Origin of the sequence: Gilvimarinus gilvus (assembly GCF_030518155.1) — a bacterium.
In the GTDB taxonomy this organism is placed as follows: Bacteria; Pseudomonadota; Gammaproteobacteria; order Pseudomonadales; family Cellvibrionaceae; genus Gilvimarinus; species Gilvimarinus gilvus.
This window is the reverse complement of record NZ_JAULRU010000617.1, coordinates 107,805-124,794: the sequence shown is the minus strand read 5'-3', so window position 1 is coordinate 124,794 and position 16,990 is coordinate 107,805. Positions and strand designations below refer to the sequence as shown.

Below are 16,990 nucleotides of genomic sequence, written 5' to 3'. Positions count from 1 at the left end.
ATAGGGGCTCAAGGGTGCAAATGGCGCGTGGGCGTCTTTTTACCGGTTTTCTGGAGTTAACGCAAATGCGCTTACGCGCCTGTATAGAGTCGGTGGTTTGAGTCTACTCTGGTGGGGTGACAGGTGGACCAAGCGGAGACGCTAATTTGATGAGCACACGCTTGGATGAATGGACGGCCTGCCAACCTTTTGCGAATGGCGGGTGCGAAAAAAACAGTTCATCGTAGCTGCCATCTTCGACAGCCAATTTTAGTCCTGCCAGTACGCGCTCGGCCAGAGCGATATTGTCACGGTTGACGAAGAAGTAATAAGGGGCTTGGTAATGCAGCATTAGCCGCTGCTCTAGCTCGAAGGTCTGGAAGTCTGGGCGCAATAACTCTTGCCAAACTTCGTAAGCGCCTCGCGCTACATAATCGAAGCGTCCGGCTTCCAGCATTGCAAACAAGTTGTCCCAGCGGACGCTAGTCACGATGGGCAACTGATTCGCCTCGAAAATACGCGAGTCCTGCCAGTGGGTGCCACTGCCCGCCGTGAAGCTGCGTAAGTCGGCCAAATTTTCTACGGTGGCGAAGCGAGCTTGTTCGCCTTTGCGAATAAGCAAGAGGCGATACTCGTTTAAACCTTTGAGTAAGGCAAAGGGTATAGCCCTTAAATTGGATTCTCGCTCGGGATTAGTCGTGCTCCAAATTATGGAGATTTCACGGCCCTCGTGAAGAAGTTTACGGATTCGCTCTTTTTCCGCTGCTGAGCTAAATTCGCGCAGTTGATATGGGCCGTGGCTGTCAATGGTCTTGTCCAGCACCAGCGTAAGCAGTTTGGCAAAATAGGGGTGAGGTTGGTGTGTAACCACCAATGGCTCCTCGCCAGCGGTGTTTGGGGCGAGGCCGACAGATGCAATGAGTAGCAAGCAAATCAGTGTTCGAAAGACCATAGCAAATAAAAGTGTTTTTGTGAGCTTTCTTTCCAAAGTATAGTTGATTGTGCTCAAAGGCTCCGCTCGGTGTCATAGAGCAGGCTGTTAAAAACCCCTTACGTACTCAGACTCTCAGCCCGCTAGGCGCTACTTTGACGGTGTGTACCCACCCATCGAGAGGTGGTAACGACGAGTACGGGCCAGCCTGGAAGTCCCGCAGGGCGTGACCTGAAGCGCACATCTGCTGCGCCTTGCCTCTAGCATAGGGAGTCACCCTGTCCGTAGAGACAAGACACAACATCTGCACGCTTCGGGCCTCGCTGAGCACGCAAGGGGTTTTCGACAGCCTGCTGGCTGGCGTGTCTACTGTCAGACTGCGATAATGCAGGTTAATAATTCTGTGAGAGAGTTCTATTGAAACTGTTGTTAACCGATTCATCGCATTCACTGGGTGTGGCGATAGAGCACGAGCTGGAGCGAGAGCCCTTTAATCTGCTCCAGCCTGCACGCGCCGATATTGACTGGCGTGACGCCAACGCAGTGGCTGAATATATAGCTGCCCAGCGACCTGATATTGTCATCAATACCCTGGGGTGGGGAGACAGTAGTATCTCGGCGGATACAGACCTATTGCCCGTTGCGGCCCACAATGTGGCCGCTGCCTGTGCCAACCACGGTATTGTTATGGTACAGCTCTCTAGCTACCGGGTGTTTGGCGATGACAACAAAAGCAAGCACTCGGATACCGATGAATGCGCGCCCAACAGTGAGTTGGGGCAGGCGTTCTACCAAGCCGAGCAGGCCGTATTGCGTTCTCAGGAAAAGGTCTTGGTGCTGCGAACCAGCTGGCTTATCGCCGGCTATGGTGACAACCGGTTGACGCATCTGCTGCAGGCTCTCGACGGTGATCGAGTCTGGCAGCTGAACACCCGCTTGCGAGGAGCCCCAACGGCGCTGTCCGACTTGGCCCGGATAACGGTCGCAATCATTAAACAAATGAATTGCGGTGCCGATTGCTGGGGTATTTATCAGTATTGTTCGGGTGATGCCTGTAATCAGGTGGAGTTCGCTGAGCAATTGTGGGAGGCGTTGCGCCAACAGGGCTATCAAGGGGGAGAGCCGCACTGGGATGTCATCGACGAAACACCGCAAGGTGAGCCGGTGAGTGCGGTATTAAGCAGTCTCAAGCTGCGCAACGATTTTGGTGTGCAATCACGCACCTGGCGAACCTATCTCGTTCCCATTATTAAGCAGTGGCTCAGTAGCAAGACGGGGGCTGATCAGTAGCGGCGACCCTGACCGGGCGCTGAATGTCAAATAGAAGTGAACGGATAGGCAACAAGCCGTCCCTGGCTTGCAAACGGTTGAATTAACCGCCGTATTTTTGGAAGACCAAACAGGCGTTAGTACCGCCAAAGCCAAAACTGTTGGAGAGAATCCGCTCCAGTTTCACCCCGTCCTGGCGTTCACGCACAATAGGAACGTCCGCCGCTTCGGCATCGAGTTCGTCAATGTTAGCCGAGGCGCAGATAAAGTCATTTTCCATCATCAGCAATGAATAAATAGCCTCTTGCACCCCTGTGGCGCCCAGAGAGTGACCGGTCAGTGACTTGGTCGAGCTGATCGCCGGTATTTTATCGAAGGTGCTGCGTATTGCTTTTAGCTCGGCCAGATCCCCCACCGGCGTGCTGGTGCCGTGGGAGTTGATGTAGTCAATGTCGCCGTCGAGTCCTGCCATTGCCTGGCGCATACAGCGTTCTGCGCCTTCACCTGAAGGCGCCACCATATCGTAGCCATCAGAGGTGGCACCATAGCCTACAATTTCGCCGTAAATCTTCGCGCCACGCGCCTTGGCGTGTTCCAGCTCTTCGAGAACCAGACAACCACCGCCACCGGCGATCACAAAGCCGTCACGTGCGGCATCATAGGCACGGGAAGCGCTTGCCGGGCTGTCGTTGTATTTGGTCGACAGCGCGCCCATGGCATCAAACAGGCAGGTCAAAGACCAGTGTTCTTCTTCGCCGCCGCCGGCAAATACAACGTCTTGTTTGCCCAGCTGTATCAGTTCCATGGCGTTGCCAATGCAGTGCGCGCTGGTCGCACAAGCAGAGGATATGGAGTAATTCACCCCTTTAATTTTAAACGGAGTCGCCAGGCAGGCTGAGGTTGTACTGCCCATGGTTTGGGTTACCCGATAGGGCCCAATACGCTTGAGCCCGCGCTCACGCAGAATGTCGGCTGCATCCACCAGATTTTGTGATGAGGCCCCGCCGGAGCCCATAATAATGCCCGTGCGCTCGTTGGATACCTGATCCTCGCTGAGCCCAGAGTCGCGAATCGCCTGATCCATGGAAATATAGGCAAATGCTGCTGCATCGCCCATAAATCGCAATATTTTGCGGTCAATGTGCTCTTTTAGGTTAATATCTACCGAGCCCGCAATCAGCGAGCGGAACCCTAACTCTTCGTAGGCTTCCTGGTGCTTTATACCGGAGCGTCCCTCACGCAGAGCATCGAGTACAGTGGCTTTATCATTACCAAGGCACGAGACGATCCCCATTCCGGTAACTACAACGCGTTTCATAGGCTACCTCTTTACTTGCCCAGCCCTAGCCGGTGGCAGAAGGTTTCTGCCGGTTGCGCTTATAGTGTAGCGCTGTTGCTGTGAAGGTGTATGACACCTTCGGGCGAGCTTAGTGCCCGGACAATACCGGGCTATTCATTTATTGTTAAAAAGAGTCGGTATTGGAAAACAGGCCAACCCTTAGGTCTTTGGCGAAATAGATATCCTTACCGTCCACCGATACGCGTCCGTCGGCGATTCCCATAATCAACTTGCGCTCAATGACACGCTTAAGGTTGATGTGATAACTGATCTTCTTTGCTGTTGGCAAAATCTGGCCGGTGAACTTTACTTCACCGCAACCCAGAGCGCGCCCGCGTCCCGGGTTACCTTTCCAGGCCAGGAAGAAGCCAACCAGCTGCCACATGGCATCAAGGCCCAAACATCCAGGCATTACCGGATCTCCCGGGAAGTGGCAGTCAAAAAACCATAAATCCGGATTAATATCCAATTCGGCGACGATCTCGCCCTTGTTGAACTCGCCACCCACCTCACTGATATGCGCGATGCGGTCAAGCATCAGCATGTTGGGGACGGGTAATTGTGCGTTACCGGGGCCAAACAGCCGGCCATGGCCGCACTCGAGCAGCTCTTCCAGGTCGTATGAGCTCTTTTGGACAAATGATGTCATAGTGTCAACTCTAAACAGTTCTTGGGTCGCGGACAGCCGCAAAGGGGCACATTCTACCTTTTGCCCGCCACTTGTCCAGTAGCGAGCCTTGCTTGCGGGTGCCAAATGACTGAATTGTGATCAGTGATCGCGGGCCAGAGCGAATTCGGCAAGTTCTTGCATTGCCTGCCGAAACCTTGAGGCAGGAAGTACTTCGAGCTTGAGAAGTGCTCTGGATACGGCATCTCGCGCCGCTTTTAAGGTGTACTCCATAGCGCCGGTAGCATCGACAATAGCGACGATATCTTCTAGTTTGCTGGCATCGCCATTTTGAATCGCCTGCCGAATAATATTGCGCTCGGGCTCCGCGCTTTGGCTCATGGCGTAGATTAATGGCAGTGTCGGTTTGCCTTCGGCGAGATCATCGCCCACGTTTTTGCCCAATGTTTCGGTGTCACCCCGGTAGTCGAGGGCGTCGTCCACCAGCTGAAAGGCCAGGCCAACCTCCAGACCATACTCTCCGAGCGCTGCGCGGGTGGCTTGGTCGGCACCGGCAATGGCGGCGGCGACCTCACAGGCGGCTGCAAACAACACGGCCGTTTTTTTGCGAATCACTTCACGGTAGTCCGCTTCGCTCAGATCAGGGTCTTTCGCGTTGATAAGCTGTTGAACCTCACCTTCGGCGATGATGTTGGTGGTGCTCGAAAGAATAGTCATCACATCCATATTACCGATGCGGACCATCATCTGGAATGATCGAGAGTAGAGGAAATCCCCAACCAAGACGCTGGGCGCATTGCCCCATTCAGCATTGACTGTAGGCCGGCCGCGGCGCAGTGACGACATGTCGACCACGTCGTCGTGTAGCAATGTGGCCGAATGAATAAATTCAATAATCGCGGCCAGGTCAAGGTGGTGTTGCCCCTGATAGTTGAGTGCCCGCGCTACCAAGAGTACTAATAGCGGCCGCAACCTTTTGCCACCGGCTTCAATCAAATAGTGGCCAATGTTCTCCACCATGGGGACGTCGGAGTGCAACTGACGAATAATCAGCTCATTGACCTGAGTGAACTCGTCGGCAACGGGGTCGTGAAACGGCAGCATTGGGGCGTCCTAGTTTAAGAGCAGAGCGAATCCTAGGCAGGGGGCCGGACGCTGTCAAGCACCGGCCCCGCTTGCCGGGCTTTACTGTGGTTTTTAATGCAGTTTCAGTTTAGGTTTGAGCCAGCGGTTGATACTGCCGGACAGCATTACCAGTGCGGTTTTGATGTAACCGTGAATAGCAACCTGGTGCATCCGGTAAAGCGATACGTACACCAGCCTGGCCAGGCGACCTTCAAGGAATAGAGTTCCCCGGCTCAGGTTGCCCATTAAGCTGCCCACGGTGGAGTAGTTGGACAGGGACACCAGAGAGCCGTGGTCTTTATAGCGGAACACCTTTAAGGTGCCGCCATTCAACTGCGTACAAATGTTGTGAAAGCAGATGTCGGCCATTTGGTGAGCCGACTGCGCGCGCGGCGGGACGCGGGTGCCATCGGCCTGCACGAATTCAGCGCAGTCACCGATGGCAAACAGGTTTGCTTCGTTCTTAATCTGCAGGTAGGAGTTCACCGGTACCTGGTTGATGCGGTTGGTGGCAATGCCCCCGATGTTTTTAAGGGCGTCGGTCACTTTCACACCGGCGGCCCACACCATCAGGTCTGCTTTGATTGTGGTGTCATCGGCGGTTTCCAGGCCGGCGGCCGTTGCCGACACAATGCGTGTGTTGAGCTTAATATTAACGCCGAGCTTGGCCAGTTCACGGCTGGCAGCGGCAGAAATGCGCTCTGGCAGGGCAGGCAGGATGCGCGGCCCCGCCTCAACCAAGGTAACGTTTATATTTTTGTTGTCGATGGCGTCAAAGCCGTAGGCGTGAAATTTGGCCACTGCATGGTGCAGTTCGGCCGACAGTTCCACACCCGTGGCGCCACCACCTACAATCGCAACGTTGACTGACTCCCGAGTGCCGGGAACGCGCTGGATACGCAAAAATTTACCAAGTAACTTATTGCGAAAACGGTGGGCTTGTTTCGGGCCATCGAGGAAAATACAGTGGTCCTTCACACCGGGGGTGTTGAAGTCATTGGAAGAGGAACCCATGGCCAACACAAGAATGTCATAGTCGATGCGGGTTTCTGGCAACAGCTCTTGCCCGTCTTCATCGTGCATTGCGGTAAGTACGACTTGCTTGGCTTCGCGGTCGATATCGGCCATGGTGCCTATGCGAAAGTGGTAGTGGTTATCGAAAGCGTGGGCGCGGTAGCTGACAGCGTCGACCCCTTCATCCATGGTGCCAACGGCAATTTCGTGCAGCAGCGGTTTCCAGACGTGTGTGGTGTTCTTATCGATCAGCGTGACGTGGGCTTTGCCTTTGCGGCCAAATTTACGCCCGAGCTTGGTCACTAGCTCCAACCCGCCGGCTCCGCCGCCGACCACAACAATTCTCTTCACAGGTATTTCTCCTCGTGGGCGAGGGGTAACTCGCCGTTTAATAACTGGGCTTTTGGCCCGCTTACATATGTTGTATCAATCGATTTTAGACGACAATATTGTTCACCGTTCACCGTTCACCGTTCACCGTTCACCGTTCACCGTTCACCGTTCACCGTTCACCGTTCACCGTTCACCGTTCACCGTTATAGACTTTTCCATACGCCGTCTTGTGCACTGGCGACAATTGCATCCAGTGCCTGCATATTGGCGAGAGCGTCGCTGAGCGGTGTGGGCACATCACTGTCATTGATAATGGCCTGACAAAATTGATCCGCCATATTGCGATAGTGATTGGCAGGTGCAATATCAATAATGTGTTCACTGCCGTTTTGGCGAACAACGACTTGAGTTGGCGTGTCAGCGACCGGATTGAAGGGAATAGCCAGGCGCACGCTGCCGTTCTCGCCACTTACCAGCACCCATTGCCCGCCTTCGGTTTTGGTGGAGCAACTAAAGCTCGCGCTACCTTGCTCGAATTCCATTAACGCGTTGGTAATGGTGTCGACCTCAAAACCCATAAACTGCTGATGGCCTAGTACCCGCTTGGGTTCTGCGGCAAATAAAAAGCGTGCTAGGGAAATTCCGTAGCAGCCAATATCCATTAATGCGCCGCCACCCATGGCGGCCTGGTTGCGAATATTATCGGCCTCGCGGTTGTTGTAAGAAAATTCGCATTGAATATTGCGCACCGGCCCAATGCTACCGAGCAGATCTTTAACTTTTTGCCACTGGGGGTGAAAGCGGTACATAAATGCTTCCATCACTTTGAGCTTTGGGTATTGTCTGCTGGCGTTTAGTAATTGTTGTGCTTGTGCTTGATCGAGCCCGACTGGCTTTTCGACCAAAACGTGTTTTCCGGCGGCGAGTGCTTTGAGCGTCCAGGGTACGTGGAGGTGGTTAGGAAGAGGGTTATAGATGGCATCAATATTGGGGTCGGCCAGAAGCTGTTCGTAGCTTTCATGACCACGCGCGATACCCAGCTCTTGCGCTGTTTGCTTTGCCTGCGCCGGATGGCGCGAAGCGATAGCATTAATCTCACCGTAATGCGAGGTTTGTATGGCTGGGATTACATGATTACGAGCAATTTTTGCGGTACTTAACACGCCCCAGCGAACCTTGTGCATAACTTCCCCTCAATAAGTTGAATCCGGGGCCAATTATACGCGAATAACGTGTTTTCGTCTGGGGAATTTCAGAGGGGTTCTAGAGATGTGCGAGTCTTAATCGCACTGGGTAACGCGCCGGTCCAGCGCTTAAAGGCACGCCTTAGGTTGCGACTGTCGTGAAAGTGCAAACGTTGTGCGATTTCATCAATGGATAATTGCTGGCGGGTGAGCCAGTCAATAACCAGTTCCTTGCGAACCGTATCGTAACGGTGCTGGAAGCTGGTGTTATGTTTTTTAAGTTTGCGTTTTAACGTGGCGGGGCTCATCGACAGTTGCTCGGCGAGCGTTTCCAATGAGAGCTGCTGCGCCTCGGCGTTGCGAATGCATTCGTCGATATAGGCTACGAATCCCAAAGTCGCCGTACCTTGCTGTTGTTTCTGGTACTGGTTGCGGGCAATTGTGGAGCTGGTGTTGTTGGCGTACTGGCAGGGAGTCGACAGAAACTGGCGTGGTATACGCATTGCGGCAATATGTTGTTTGGCGTGCACCTTCGCTCCAAAGTTAACTTGATATTGCTCGGGCGCGTCGATGTCACCCGGAATAAGATATTCCCACTGGGCGCCTACGCCTGTTAGGTGGGAGCACAGCGATGTGATTGCCGTCATCATCATTTCTAACAAGAATGAAAAGTGTTCCCCGCAGGCTATGTTGTTTTGCCAGTGCAGGTATAGGTACTCGGTGTCGACGGATTTCCTAGCGAACAGCAGTGGCGTTAATGACGCCTGATGGCAAGTGAAGTTGTCGATAGCATCAGCTAGGTCACAGGAGAACCACACCGTATTGAGAGCGGTGCCAAAGTTGCCTGGGTAAAGCCGGTGACCCAGTAAGAAAGCTGTATCTTTTTCGGGTAGTAAACGGCGTATATTAAGCAACAGCTGTAGGCATTGATCTGGCTTAATGCGCAATTCGCCGCTTAAGTAATCCTCCCAGAAGATACCCGTCCCCCGCAGCAGCTTGTCGATAGAGATATCGCGGCTTGTCGCCAGCTCAATAATGGCGGCCGGAAATTCATGTGCGATTATGTAGCGTTCGTCGCGCTCGCGCCAAAGAGACATTAGGCTGCGCTCTCCATTTTCTTGCGGTCTTTGGCCGCGAGCAGGCGAGCGGTAGCGATTTCGGTGACGGTTTTATTGGCATCTGGGTTGTCAGCGGCCACGCCGACACTGGCACTGTGGTAGATCGTTTCGCCACTGTTGGTCTTGTAGGCGAAGCTTGATACCGCTCTTGTGAGTTGACCGGCCAGCTCGTTGGCGAGCAGCTCGGGCGTGTTGGGCAGTACGATGGCAAAACGATCGCCTGCATAGCGGCACAGCAAGTCACAGCGACGTAGATTCAAAATAAGCAATTCACTGAGTTCGCGCAGCAGTCGATCACCTTCTTTGTGGCCGAAAGCGCGATTGGTGGCATTGAATTGGTCGAGGTCGAGCAGAATCAGCGCCAGAGGCTGACGCGCGGCACGGCACTGGCGCAGCAGTTGGTCCAACTGCTGATTTAAGAAACGGGCGTCACCTAAGTCGGTTAATTGGTCTTGCCAGCGGTATTCGCGGATGTCCTGCTCACGGCGCCGTCGCTGTTCGACAAAGCATAACTGTTCCTTGTGCCAGTGATAGAGGCCAAAAGTCAGTACCAGTAAACCGATAGGCATCAGAGTTGACTCCAGGCCGCCGCGTAAAAAGGACCCTTCCGGTAAGGCAATGACTTCGTCGAGCAGGTCTTGAAATGTGCCGACAAAAATGAACCCAAGCCCCAGACATAAAAGGTTAGTAACATTGCCGGCTGGCCGACTATTGAGAGTGAACACTAGCCAGAGTGCCGCCAGCAGGCTGACACCGCCTTCGCCGACGATATCGAACCAATCAATCTCCCCCCATACTTTTATCTCGCCCAAGGCAAGGGTCAGTAAGATGGTGAAATTGGTTGCCACAGCAATCAGTAACAGCTTCCACTTATGCAGTTTGATCATTTTCTTTCGTAGGTTAAGGAAATTACTGTCCTAACTATCAGCACTATGTAACAAATTTGTGACAGAGGGTTGGGGCAAATCAGCTCAGACAAAATTTTTATGCGTACCTCGAATGGCAAAATATAGCCCTGACGTATTGTGGGCTCTGGCCTGTAAGGGGGCGCATTGGCTCAATCGCGCCGGTAAACCCCAGCATATTTAGTACTTGGCTGAACGCTGTCATATTTCTGTCACCGGCGCTTTTTAGCGTGTCCCCACTTTCAAATTGCAACACACACTATCTGCACTAATTTTTTGGGGAGCGACACGTGACTCTGCACACAAAGAAAAAACCTTCTTTTAAACGCAATTTACTGATCGGCGCAATAAGCGCACTGGCCGCAGGTGAAACATGGGCCGATGGTCAGATCCGTGGACAGTTAACGGCTCAGTTGAGTGGGCTGCCGCTGCAAGGTAGTCGGGTAAAAATTGAAGAGCTCAATGTGAGCGCGGTAACCGCGCGCGATGGCCGCTTTGTTCTGAGCGGTATTGCGGCTGGCGATTACACCTTGAGTGTGAGTTACCTGGGCGTGGAAACACTGAATCGTCAGGTTTCAGTGCGTGATAACGAAACGCTGATCAGCAATTTTCAAATTGCACCGACCACTCCCAATACCGAATATCTAATCGTGTTGGGGCAAGCCGGTAGTTTAAACAAAGCCTTGAACCGTCAACGCTCAGCCGATAACGTTGTGAGCGCTGTTGCGGCCGACGCCATTGGCCAGTTGCCTGACACCAACGTGTCCGAAGCGCTGCAGCGTCTGCCAGGCTTGTCAATCGAGCGTGATCAGGGTGAGGGTCGTTATGTTCGGGTGCGTGGTCTCGGTCCCGATTACAATGCCGTCACCATTAACGGCGTTAGCCTGCCCTCGCCAGACAGCGGCCGCCGCGCCGTCGCTCTCGATGTGATTCCCTCGGATTTGCTGGAAGGCTTAGTCGTCAGCAAAACCTTGACCCCGGACATGGACGCGAACGCTCTGGGTGGCAGCATTGATATCCAAAGCTTGTCGGCGTTTGATCGCGACGACATGTTCTATTCCTTTACAGCCGAAGGCAGCTATAACGACTTAACGGAGGAGTCCAGCCCTAAGTTGGCGCTAACGGCTTCCGACAAGTTCAGTATCGGCTCTGGCGAGGACAACTTTGGTATTGCGGGGGGAATAAGCTGGTATGACCGCTCATTCGGCTCTGACAACATCGAAACCGGAGGTGGCTGGGATTTTGACGACGACGGCGCTTTACTGGAAGAAGTAGAGCAGCGTGACTACACCATTAGCCGCGAGCGTTCGGGTCTGACTTTAAATCTAGACTACAAGCCGAGCGAGAATACAGATTTGTATTGGCGCAACCTGTTCAGCAAGTACACGGATGCGGAAGTACGCCTGGCCAATATCTTCGAGTATGAAGACGGCGTTATGGCTGGTGAAGAAGGCGTTGCTGAGATTGAGCGCGAACTGAAAGATCGCACCGAAACTCAGGAGATTTTTTCCACATCTTTGGGGGGCACCACACGCGCGGGTAATTGGACACTGGATTACCGTGCGGCACTTTCCGAGTCTGGTGAGGATGAACCTGAGCATGTGTCCGGCGCCGTATTTGCCGGAAGCGATGCCTTTGCCGGCGTATCGTTTACCGATACAGTGCAGCCTTGGATGTACACCCCGGCGAATTTCGTTGACCCCGCAGCTTACGAGCTGGATGAGGTAGAGTGGGCATCCTCCCAGACCAACGACGAGGAGCGGTCCTTCCAGTTTGATATAACGCGCGATATGTTTGTTGGCAATAACGCGGTGCAGTTGAAGGTTGGCGGTAAGTATCGTCAACGGGAAAAAGACAACGACGTCAGTGTTTGGGTGTTTGGAGATTTCGATGAGCACGGTTTTAGCGACGAGCAACGGAGCTTCTCCGCCTACAGCGCGAATGGCCCTGACTATACGCTGGGCACCTTTGGCCCGGGTATTAATGCCAATGCGGTCGCCGGTGCCATTGCGCCACTGGACAAAAACGAGTTTTACGAAGAAGAGGACTCGCGCATTGAAGATTTTACCGTGCAAGAAGATGTGGCCGCCGCTTACGCGATGGGTCGCATCGACATAGGCAACTTGCGTGTGCTTGGTGGCGTTCGTTACGAAGATACAGACTTTAATGCCGCCGGTACCAAATACGATGGCGATGAGTTTAGCGATACCAGTGCCAGCAAACAGTATGACCATATTTTGCCATCGCTGCATGCCCGCTACTCGCTTGGTGAAAACACGCAAATGCGCGCCTCTTGGAGTAACGCGCTAGTGCGTCCTAACTTTGAACAAGTGGCCCCCTTCTTTGTGATCGATGATGAAGAGGCTGAGTTCGGTAATCCGGATCTTGAGGCGATGGAATCGAGCAACCTGGATGTGGGTTTTGAGCACTATATGGGAATTGCCGGTGTTTTCTCGGCATTTGCCTACTACAAAGAAATAGACAATTTTATTTATCAAACGGATCTGGCCGGTACGCCTGGCTTCACCGAATACGATGAAGCCGTTACTTTCGCCAATGGTGATGAAGCGGAAATTCTCGGTGCTGAGCTGGCATTGTCTAAGCAGTTAGACTTTTTGCCGGCGCCATTTAACGGCCTGTTGATATCCGCGAATGCCACTTTCTCGGATTCAGAGGCAACATTGGATTATTACGATGAAGACGATGGCGCAATGAGTCGTACCATCGTCATGCCAAGCCAGTCAGACACCACGGGCAACTTGAGTGTGGGTTATGAGTCCAGCAGTTTTAGCGTGCGCTTAGCCGCCAACTATAAGTCTGAGTACTTGCTGGAAGTGGGTGATGTCAGTGACAGTGAAGAAGATGTGTATGTTGATGCGCAAACCCAGCTTGATTTGTCAGCCCGTTACTATATTACCGACGGTGTGCAAGTGTACCTTGAGGCAATGAACTTAACCGACGAGCCTTACTACGCTTATCTGAATGATCGTAGCTACAATGCGCAGTACGAAAGCTATGGGATGACATTCAAGATGGGTGTTACTGTTACTAACTTTTAAGGTTTGACCAGAGCAGCGCCTAGCCTTCGTCAGGAGCTAGGCGTTGTTCGTAACGGATGGAAATGCGAAATGCAATTTAAAACAATGATCGCGGTACTAGCGTTACTGATAAACGTCAATGCCTGTGCCCACAATGAAACCTCAACAATGAATCATCAGACTGCACTGCCGCTGAGCGAAAATGGCAGTCAGTGGGCATTCATTAATAGTGCCGGGCAACTGGTCATAGATGATGCCGTTATTACCGCCAACGCTGAATTGCTCGATTCAGTCAGTGTAGGCTCAAACGTTTTAGTGGCAACCGTTGTGGGGACTGCCGCGACACCACGTATCTTTCAAGTCAATGGCACCTCAGTGAAAGAAGTGGCAGCTTTGCCATCGCCAGATTTCCTCCCGGAAACATTGTGCATGGCGGTTAACCCACAAGGGGAGGTATCTCTATTTATTGTGGATGAGCGCGGCAGTGCGGAACATTGGCTGGTCTATGCCGGTGGTGAAATCTCGCCGATTAAAGTGCGTAACCTACCCATACCACCGAATACTATCGCCTGCGATGCCGATAGTCGCGGTGGCTTATTCGTACTGGAAGAGGGGGTGGGAATATGGCGTTATGAGGCGGACCCGGAGCGGCCATCGGGGCGTGAAATCATTGACTTGGTAGCTCCGCGTGGGCAACTAGCCGGCGGCGCTGAAGCCATTAGCGTGGTGGGAGATGAGCTTATCGCCGTAGCCGCTGATACTAAACAAGTATTTTCTTATCGCAGTGCTAACCAACGCTGGACGGCGCAGCCGATTGGGCAATGGGCTGCGCTGGGCGAAGCCGAGTCATTACGTACCTGGGTTGTTGACGATAAATTGCATTTAATTGCCCGTGACGATGACTTGGGCCATACCGTGCAAACACACCTGAGTTATCAGCCCGTGTCACGAGCTGCAACGAACACTGTAAATGACGTATCCATCGTCAAGCCGATTATGCAAACCGAGCCTGTGGTTCGCTTTGGCGATGCCGCCGATGATCCGGCTATTTGGGTGCACCCAACCCAGCCTGAGCTGAGTCGTGTGCTGGGTACCGATAAAAAACATGGTCTTGGGGTCTATAGCTTACAAGGGCAGCAACTGGACATGTTGGAGACGGGACGTCTCAACAATGTGGATCTTCGCTATGGGTTTGATTTCGGTGATGGGGTGGCCGATATTGCGGTTGCAACGCAGCGCGATGAAAACAGCTTGTCTGTTTACCGTATTCACCCAACCGAAGGCAGTGTGGTGCATGTGGCGGAATTGCCTACAGGCCTGGAAGAGATTTACGGCTTGTGTATGTATCAGGATGGCGATGCAACTTACGCGATTGCTAATGGTAAAAGCGGTCGGTTTGAACAATACCTGATCAGCGCAACCAATGGCAAACTTCACGGGACTCTCGCGCGCAACTTTGCCGTAGATACTCAGCCGGAAGGGTGTGTGGCGGACGACAAGCGTGGTCGTTTGTTTGTCGGCGAAGAAGATATCGGCGTTTGGACACTCTCTGCCCGAGCCGAGGATGCAACAAAGCTTGAGTTAGTCAAAGCTATAGATTCTGAACTGGTGGCTGATGTGGAAGGATTGGCGCTTTACCCCGCGGTTGATAGTCGCTTTTTGATTGTATCCAGTCAGGGTGACGATGCGTATTTGGTGTTGAATGCACACGCGCCTTTTGAGGTGTTGGGAAAATTTTCGGTTGGCAATAATTTGCCTCTTGGTATCGACGCCATTAGCGAGACCGATGGGTTAGAGGTGACGCATCGATCGTTAGGGAAGGGGTTAGAATACGGTGCGTTTATAGCGCAAGACGGCCATAACGTTATGCCAGAACAGCCGCAGAATTTTAAGCTGGTGCCATGGCAGGATATTGCCCGGGAGTTGCAACTGAATGACTAACCCGCTCAATAAAAATTCTCTACAAAAAGATTACGGATTTGGCGATGTTGATGATTTGGCGGTTAATCCAAGCGCAGCGGCGGCAACTGCCGAGTCAAATCTTGAACAACTCTCCTTCTCGCGACGCTCTGTTTTAACAGGCTCAATGGCGAGTTGCCTGGCGCTTGGCGCCGGGCCTTTTTCGTTAAGCGCCTGTAGCTCGCATACAAGTCAAATATCCACTGACACCTTTGCCGATACGATTCGTCCGGACATTGGGTTTCAGTCAGTGCCGGTCGCTTTGGGTGATCAGGTAGATACCGTCACTGTGCCACCTGGCTATACCGCGCGGGCTTTTTTTAGTTGGGGAGATACAGTCACCAACGCCGCGCCGGGTTGGACAGACAGTGCCGATGCTACCGCCGATGTACAAACACAGCAGGCTGGGCAAAATCACGATGGGATGCATTTTTTCCCGTTTTCGAACGAGCCCAATGCCCACGGCTTGTTGGTGGTAAACCATGAATACACCAATGACACATTGCACCCGAATGGCCCGACTGTCATCACGGGTAAGCATGGCGAAAAAATTCGCCCGCTTGCGCAAGTGCAAAAAGAGCAAGCGGCACACGGCGCCAGTATTATAGAGGTAAAAAAAGATAGTGCTGGGCACTGGCAGAGAGTTCTGCCATCGGCGTTTAATCGGCGTTTAACGGTAAACACGCCAATGGAAATTCGTGGCCCGGCGGCAGGTAGCGATGCTATGAAAACGGCCCAGGACCCTACCGGTACCCGAGTCCTTGGCACTTTAAATAACTGTTCCATGGGGGTGACACCCTGGGGCACTTATTTAATGTGCGAAGAAAACTGGAAAAACTATTTCGTCAATCGCGATCACGACGATTGGCAACAGCGCTCTTCGCATCATAGGTACGCAATAGCGCAAGGGCCGCACAGTCATAAGTATTACTGGGAGTCGGTTGATCCGCGTTTTGACGCAACCCCCAATGACGCTTTGCCATATCAGGGCTTTGTCAACGAACCCAATCGGTTTGGCTGGGTGGTGGAGTTTGATCCCTTTGACCCACAGTCGACGCCAATCAAGCGCACTGCGCTGGGTAGGCTCGTGCGTGAAGGCTGCACTTGTGTATTGGCCGACGACGGTACCATGGCGTTTTATTCCGGCGACGATACTCGCGGCGAATATGTGTATAAATTCGTGCCCAGTGCACGCTTTGATGCCGCCCGGCCCGAGCGCAATAAACACTTACTGGATAAAGGCACGGTCTACTGCGCCAGTTACAATGCTGATGGAACCGGGCAGTGGCGCGCTTTAGAGTACGGTCAAAATGGTTTGACCGAGGTCAATGGGTTTCACTCACAGGCCGATGTTTTGATTGATTTACGCCGCGCGGCCGATACCGTTGGCGCTACCTCCATGGACCGGCCTGAGTGGGTGGCGGTACATCCGCAAACGACGGATGGTTACATTTCGCTGACCAATAACTACAAGCGTGGCGTTGTTGAAGATCAACCGTTAAACCCGGCCAACCCGCGCGCGGAGAATCACCATGGGCAAATTTTGCGCTGGCGCGAGCACGAACAAAACCCAGCAGCGCTCAGCTTTGAGTGGGAGTTGTTTGTGTTGGCCGGACCGGTGCTGAGTACCATAGGCGATAACGGCGAGCCACAGCCTCTTAGCGGTGACCGTTTTTCCTGCCCGGATGGGCTTTGGTTTGACGGCGACAACCGCCTCTGGATTGCGACCGACTACGATGAGCTAGAGCTAGAATACAACGGGCAAGGCTGCAATCAACTCTTGTGTGCCGATACCGTAACCCGGGTTGTTAAACGTTTTGCCACCGGCCCTATTGGGGCCGAAATTACCGGGCTTACCGGCACACCCGATGGTAAAGCCCTTTGGTTTAATGTGCAGCACCCGGCAATAAGCTACCCTGCCAGCGATGGTAAGACACGACCGCGCTCAACCACCGTGTTAGTGACGAAAGACGATGGTGGCGTTATCGGGACTTGATCAGTAGCGGCCGTGGAGGGAATCTCTGCCGGTGACGAGATTACAGACGGCTATGAATTGACCGGCCTAACAGGCCATTTTGAAAGCCGCAGATACAACCGCCAGAAAAAATAAAAACAGGTATTGGATTGAATTATCTCGACGCTAGCATTTTGCTAGAGTCCCTTTTTTG

12 protein-coding genes are annotated in these 16,990 nt (G+C 53.0%); 4 read left to right on the top strand and 8 right to left on the bottom strand.

Features of this window, described 5'->3' with window-relative positions; all coding sequences use genetic code 11:
• Nucleotides 1-103 precede the first annotated feature (103 nt).
• Nucleotides 104-850, bottom strand: coding sequence for a transporter substrate-binding domain-containing protein (locus QWI17_RS15735; RefSeq protein ID WP_302723471.1), 747 nt, complete (start codon nt 848-850; stop codon nt 104-106).
• A 477-nt stretch (nt 851-1,327) separates the two neighbouring features.
• Here QWI17_RS15735 and QWI17_RS15730 point away from each other — a divergent pair, with 477 nt between their 5' ends.
• Nucleotides 1,328-2,200, top strand: coding sequence for a sugar nucleotide-binding protein (locus tag QWI17_RS15730; protein WP_302723470.1), 873 nt, complete (start codon nt 1,328-1,330; stop codon nt 2,198-2,200).
• An 82-nt stretch (nt 2,201-2,282) separates the two neighbouring features.
• Here QWI17_RS15730 and fabB read toward each other — a convergent pair whose 3' ends face one another.
• The 7 genes from fabB to QWI17_RS15695 all read right to left on the bottom strand — a co-directional run bounded on the left by fabB (nt 2,283) and on the right by QWI17_RS15695 (nt 9,807).
• Nucleotides 2,283-3,497: a beta-ketoacyl-ACP synthase I gene (gene fabB / locus QWI17_RS15725; protein ID WP_302723469.1), complete on the bottom strand. Its 1,215-nt coding sequence runs from the start codon at nt 3,495-3,497 to the stop codon at nt 2,283-2,285.
• Nucleotides 3,498-3,642: 145 nt separating this feature from the next.
• The gene (fabA, locus tag QWI17_RS15720) at nt 3,643-4,167 is read right to left on the bottom strand and encodes a 3-hydroxyacyl-[acyl-carrier-protein] dehydratase FabA (RefSeq protein ID WP_302723468.1); all 525 of its coding nucleotides are present in this window, start codon (nt 4,165-4,167) and stop codon (nt 3,643-3,645) included.
• Nucleotides 4,168-4,287: 120 nt separating this feature from the next.
• Entirely contained in the window at nt 4,288-5,250 is a 963-nt protein-coding gene (locus QWI17_RS15715; RefSeq protein WP_302723467.1) for a polyprenyl synthetase family protein, read from the bottom strand.
• Nucleotides 5,251-5,343: 93 nt separating this feature from the next.
• Nucleotides 5,344-6,636: an NAD(P)/FAD-dependent oxidoreductase gene (locus QWI17_RS15710; protein ID WP_302723466.1), complete on the bottom strand. Its 1,293-nt coding sequence runs from the start codon at nt 6,634-6,636 to the stop codon at nt 5,344-5,346.
• 185 nt (nt 6,637-6,821) lie between these two features.
• Nucleotides 6,822-7,802 carry a Gfo/Idh/MocA family protein gene (locus tag QWI17_RS15705; RefSeq protein WP_302723465.1) on the bottom strand — a complete coding sequence of 327 codons (981 nt, stop codon included), beginning with the start codon at nt 7,800-7,802 and terminating at the stop codon, nt 6,822-6,824.
• 68 nt (nt 7,803-7,870) lie between these two features.
• Nucleotides 7,871-8,899 carry a helix-turn-helix transcriptional regulator gene (locus QWI17_RS15700; protein WP_302723464.1) on the bottom strand — a complete coding sequence of 343 codons (1,029 nt, stop codon included), beginning with the start codon at nt 8,897-8,899 and terminating at the stop codon, nt 7,871-7,873.
• Complete coding sequence (locus QWI17_RS15695; protein WP_302723463.1) at nt 8,899-9,807, bottom strand: GGDEF domain-containing protein; 909 nt, start codon at nt 9,805-9,807, stop codon at nt 8,899-8,901. Before QWI17_RS15695 ends, QWI17_RS15700 begins: the two co-directional genes overlap by 1 nt.
• 308 nt (nt 9,808-10,115) lie before the next feature.
• On the opposite strand from QWI17_RS15695, the gene QWI17_RS15690 reads away from it, so the two are divergent.
• The 3 genes from QWI17_RS15690 (at nt 10,116) to QWI17_RS15680 (ending at nt 16,818) form a co-directional block, all read left to right on the top strand.
• The gene (locus tag QWI17_RS15690; RefSeq protein ID WP_302723462.1) at nt 10,116-12,884 is read left to right on the top strand and encodes a TonB-dependent receptor; all 2,769 of its coding nucleotides are present in this window, start codon (nt 10,116-10,118) and stop codon (nt 12,882-12,884) included.
• A gap of 69 nt (nt 12,885-12,953) precedes the next feature.
• Nucleotides 12,954-14,804 (top strand): phytase, encoded by a 1,851-nt coding sequence (locus QWI17_RS15685; RefSeq protein WP_302723461.1) that lies wholly within the window; start codon nt 12,954-12,956, stop codon nt 14,802-14,804.
• Entirely contained in the window at nt 14,797-16,818 is a 2,022-nt protein-coding gene (locus QWI17_RS15680; protein ID WP_302723460.1) for a PhoX family protein, read from the top strand. Before QWI17_RS15685 ends, QWI17_RS15680 begins: the two co-directional genes overlap by 8 nt.
• The last annotated feature ends 172 nt before the right edge of the window (nt 16,819-16,990 follow it).

Bases quoted from the DNA above. Each gene is read 5' to 3' on its own strand.
- fabB (WP_302723469.1), bottom strand. From the start codon at position 3,497: ATGAAACGCGTTGTAGTTACCGGAATGGGGATCGTCTCGTGCCTTGGT.
- fabA (WP_302723468.1), bottom strand. From the start codon at position 4,167: ATGACATCATTTGTCCAAAAGAGCTCATACGACCTGGAAGAGCTGCTC.
- QWI17_RS15715 (WP_302723467.1), bottom strand. From the start codon at position 5,250: ATGCTGCCGTTTCACGACCCCGTTGCCGACGAGTTCACTCAGGTCAAT.
- QWI17_RS15705 (WP_302723465.1), bottom strand. From the start codon at position 7,802: ATGCACAAGGTTCGCTGGGGCGTGTTAAGTACCGCAAAAATTGCTCGT.
- QWI17_RS15700 (WP_302723464.1), bottom strand. From the start codon at position 8,899: ATGTCTCTTTGGCGCGAGCGCGACGAACGCTACATAATCGCACATGAA.
- QWI17_RS15695 (WP_302723463.1), bottom strand. From the start codon at position 9,807: ATGATCAAACTGCATAAGTGGAAGCTGTTACTGATTGCTGTGGCAACC.
- QWI17_RS15685 (WP_302723461.1), top strand. From the start codon at position 12,954: ATGCAATTTAAAACAATGATCGCGGTACTAGCGTTACTGATAAACGTC.
- QWI17_RS15680 (WP_302723460.1), top strand. From the start codon at position 14,797: ATGACTAACCCGCTCAATAAAAATTCTCTACAAAAAGATTACGGATTT.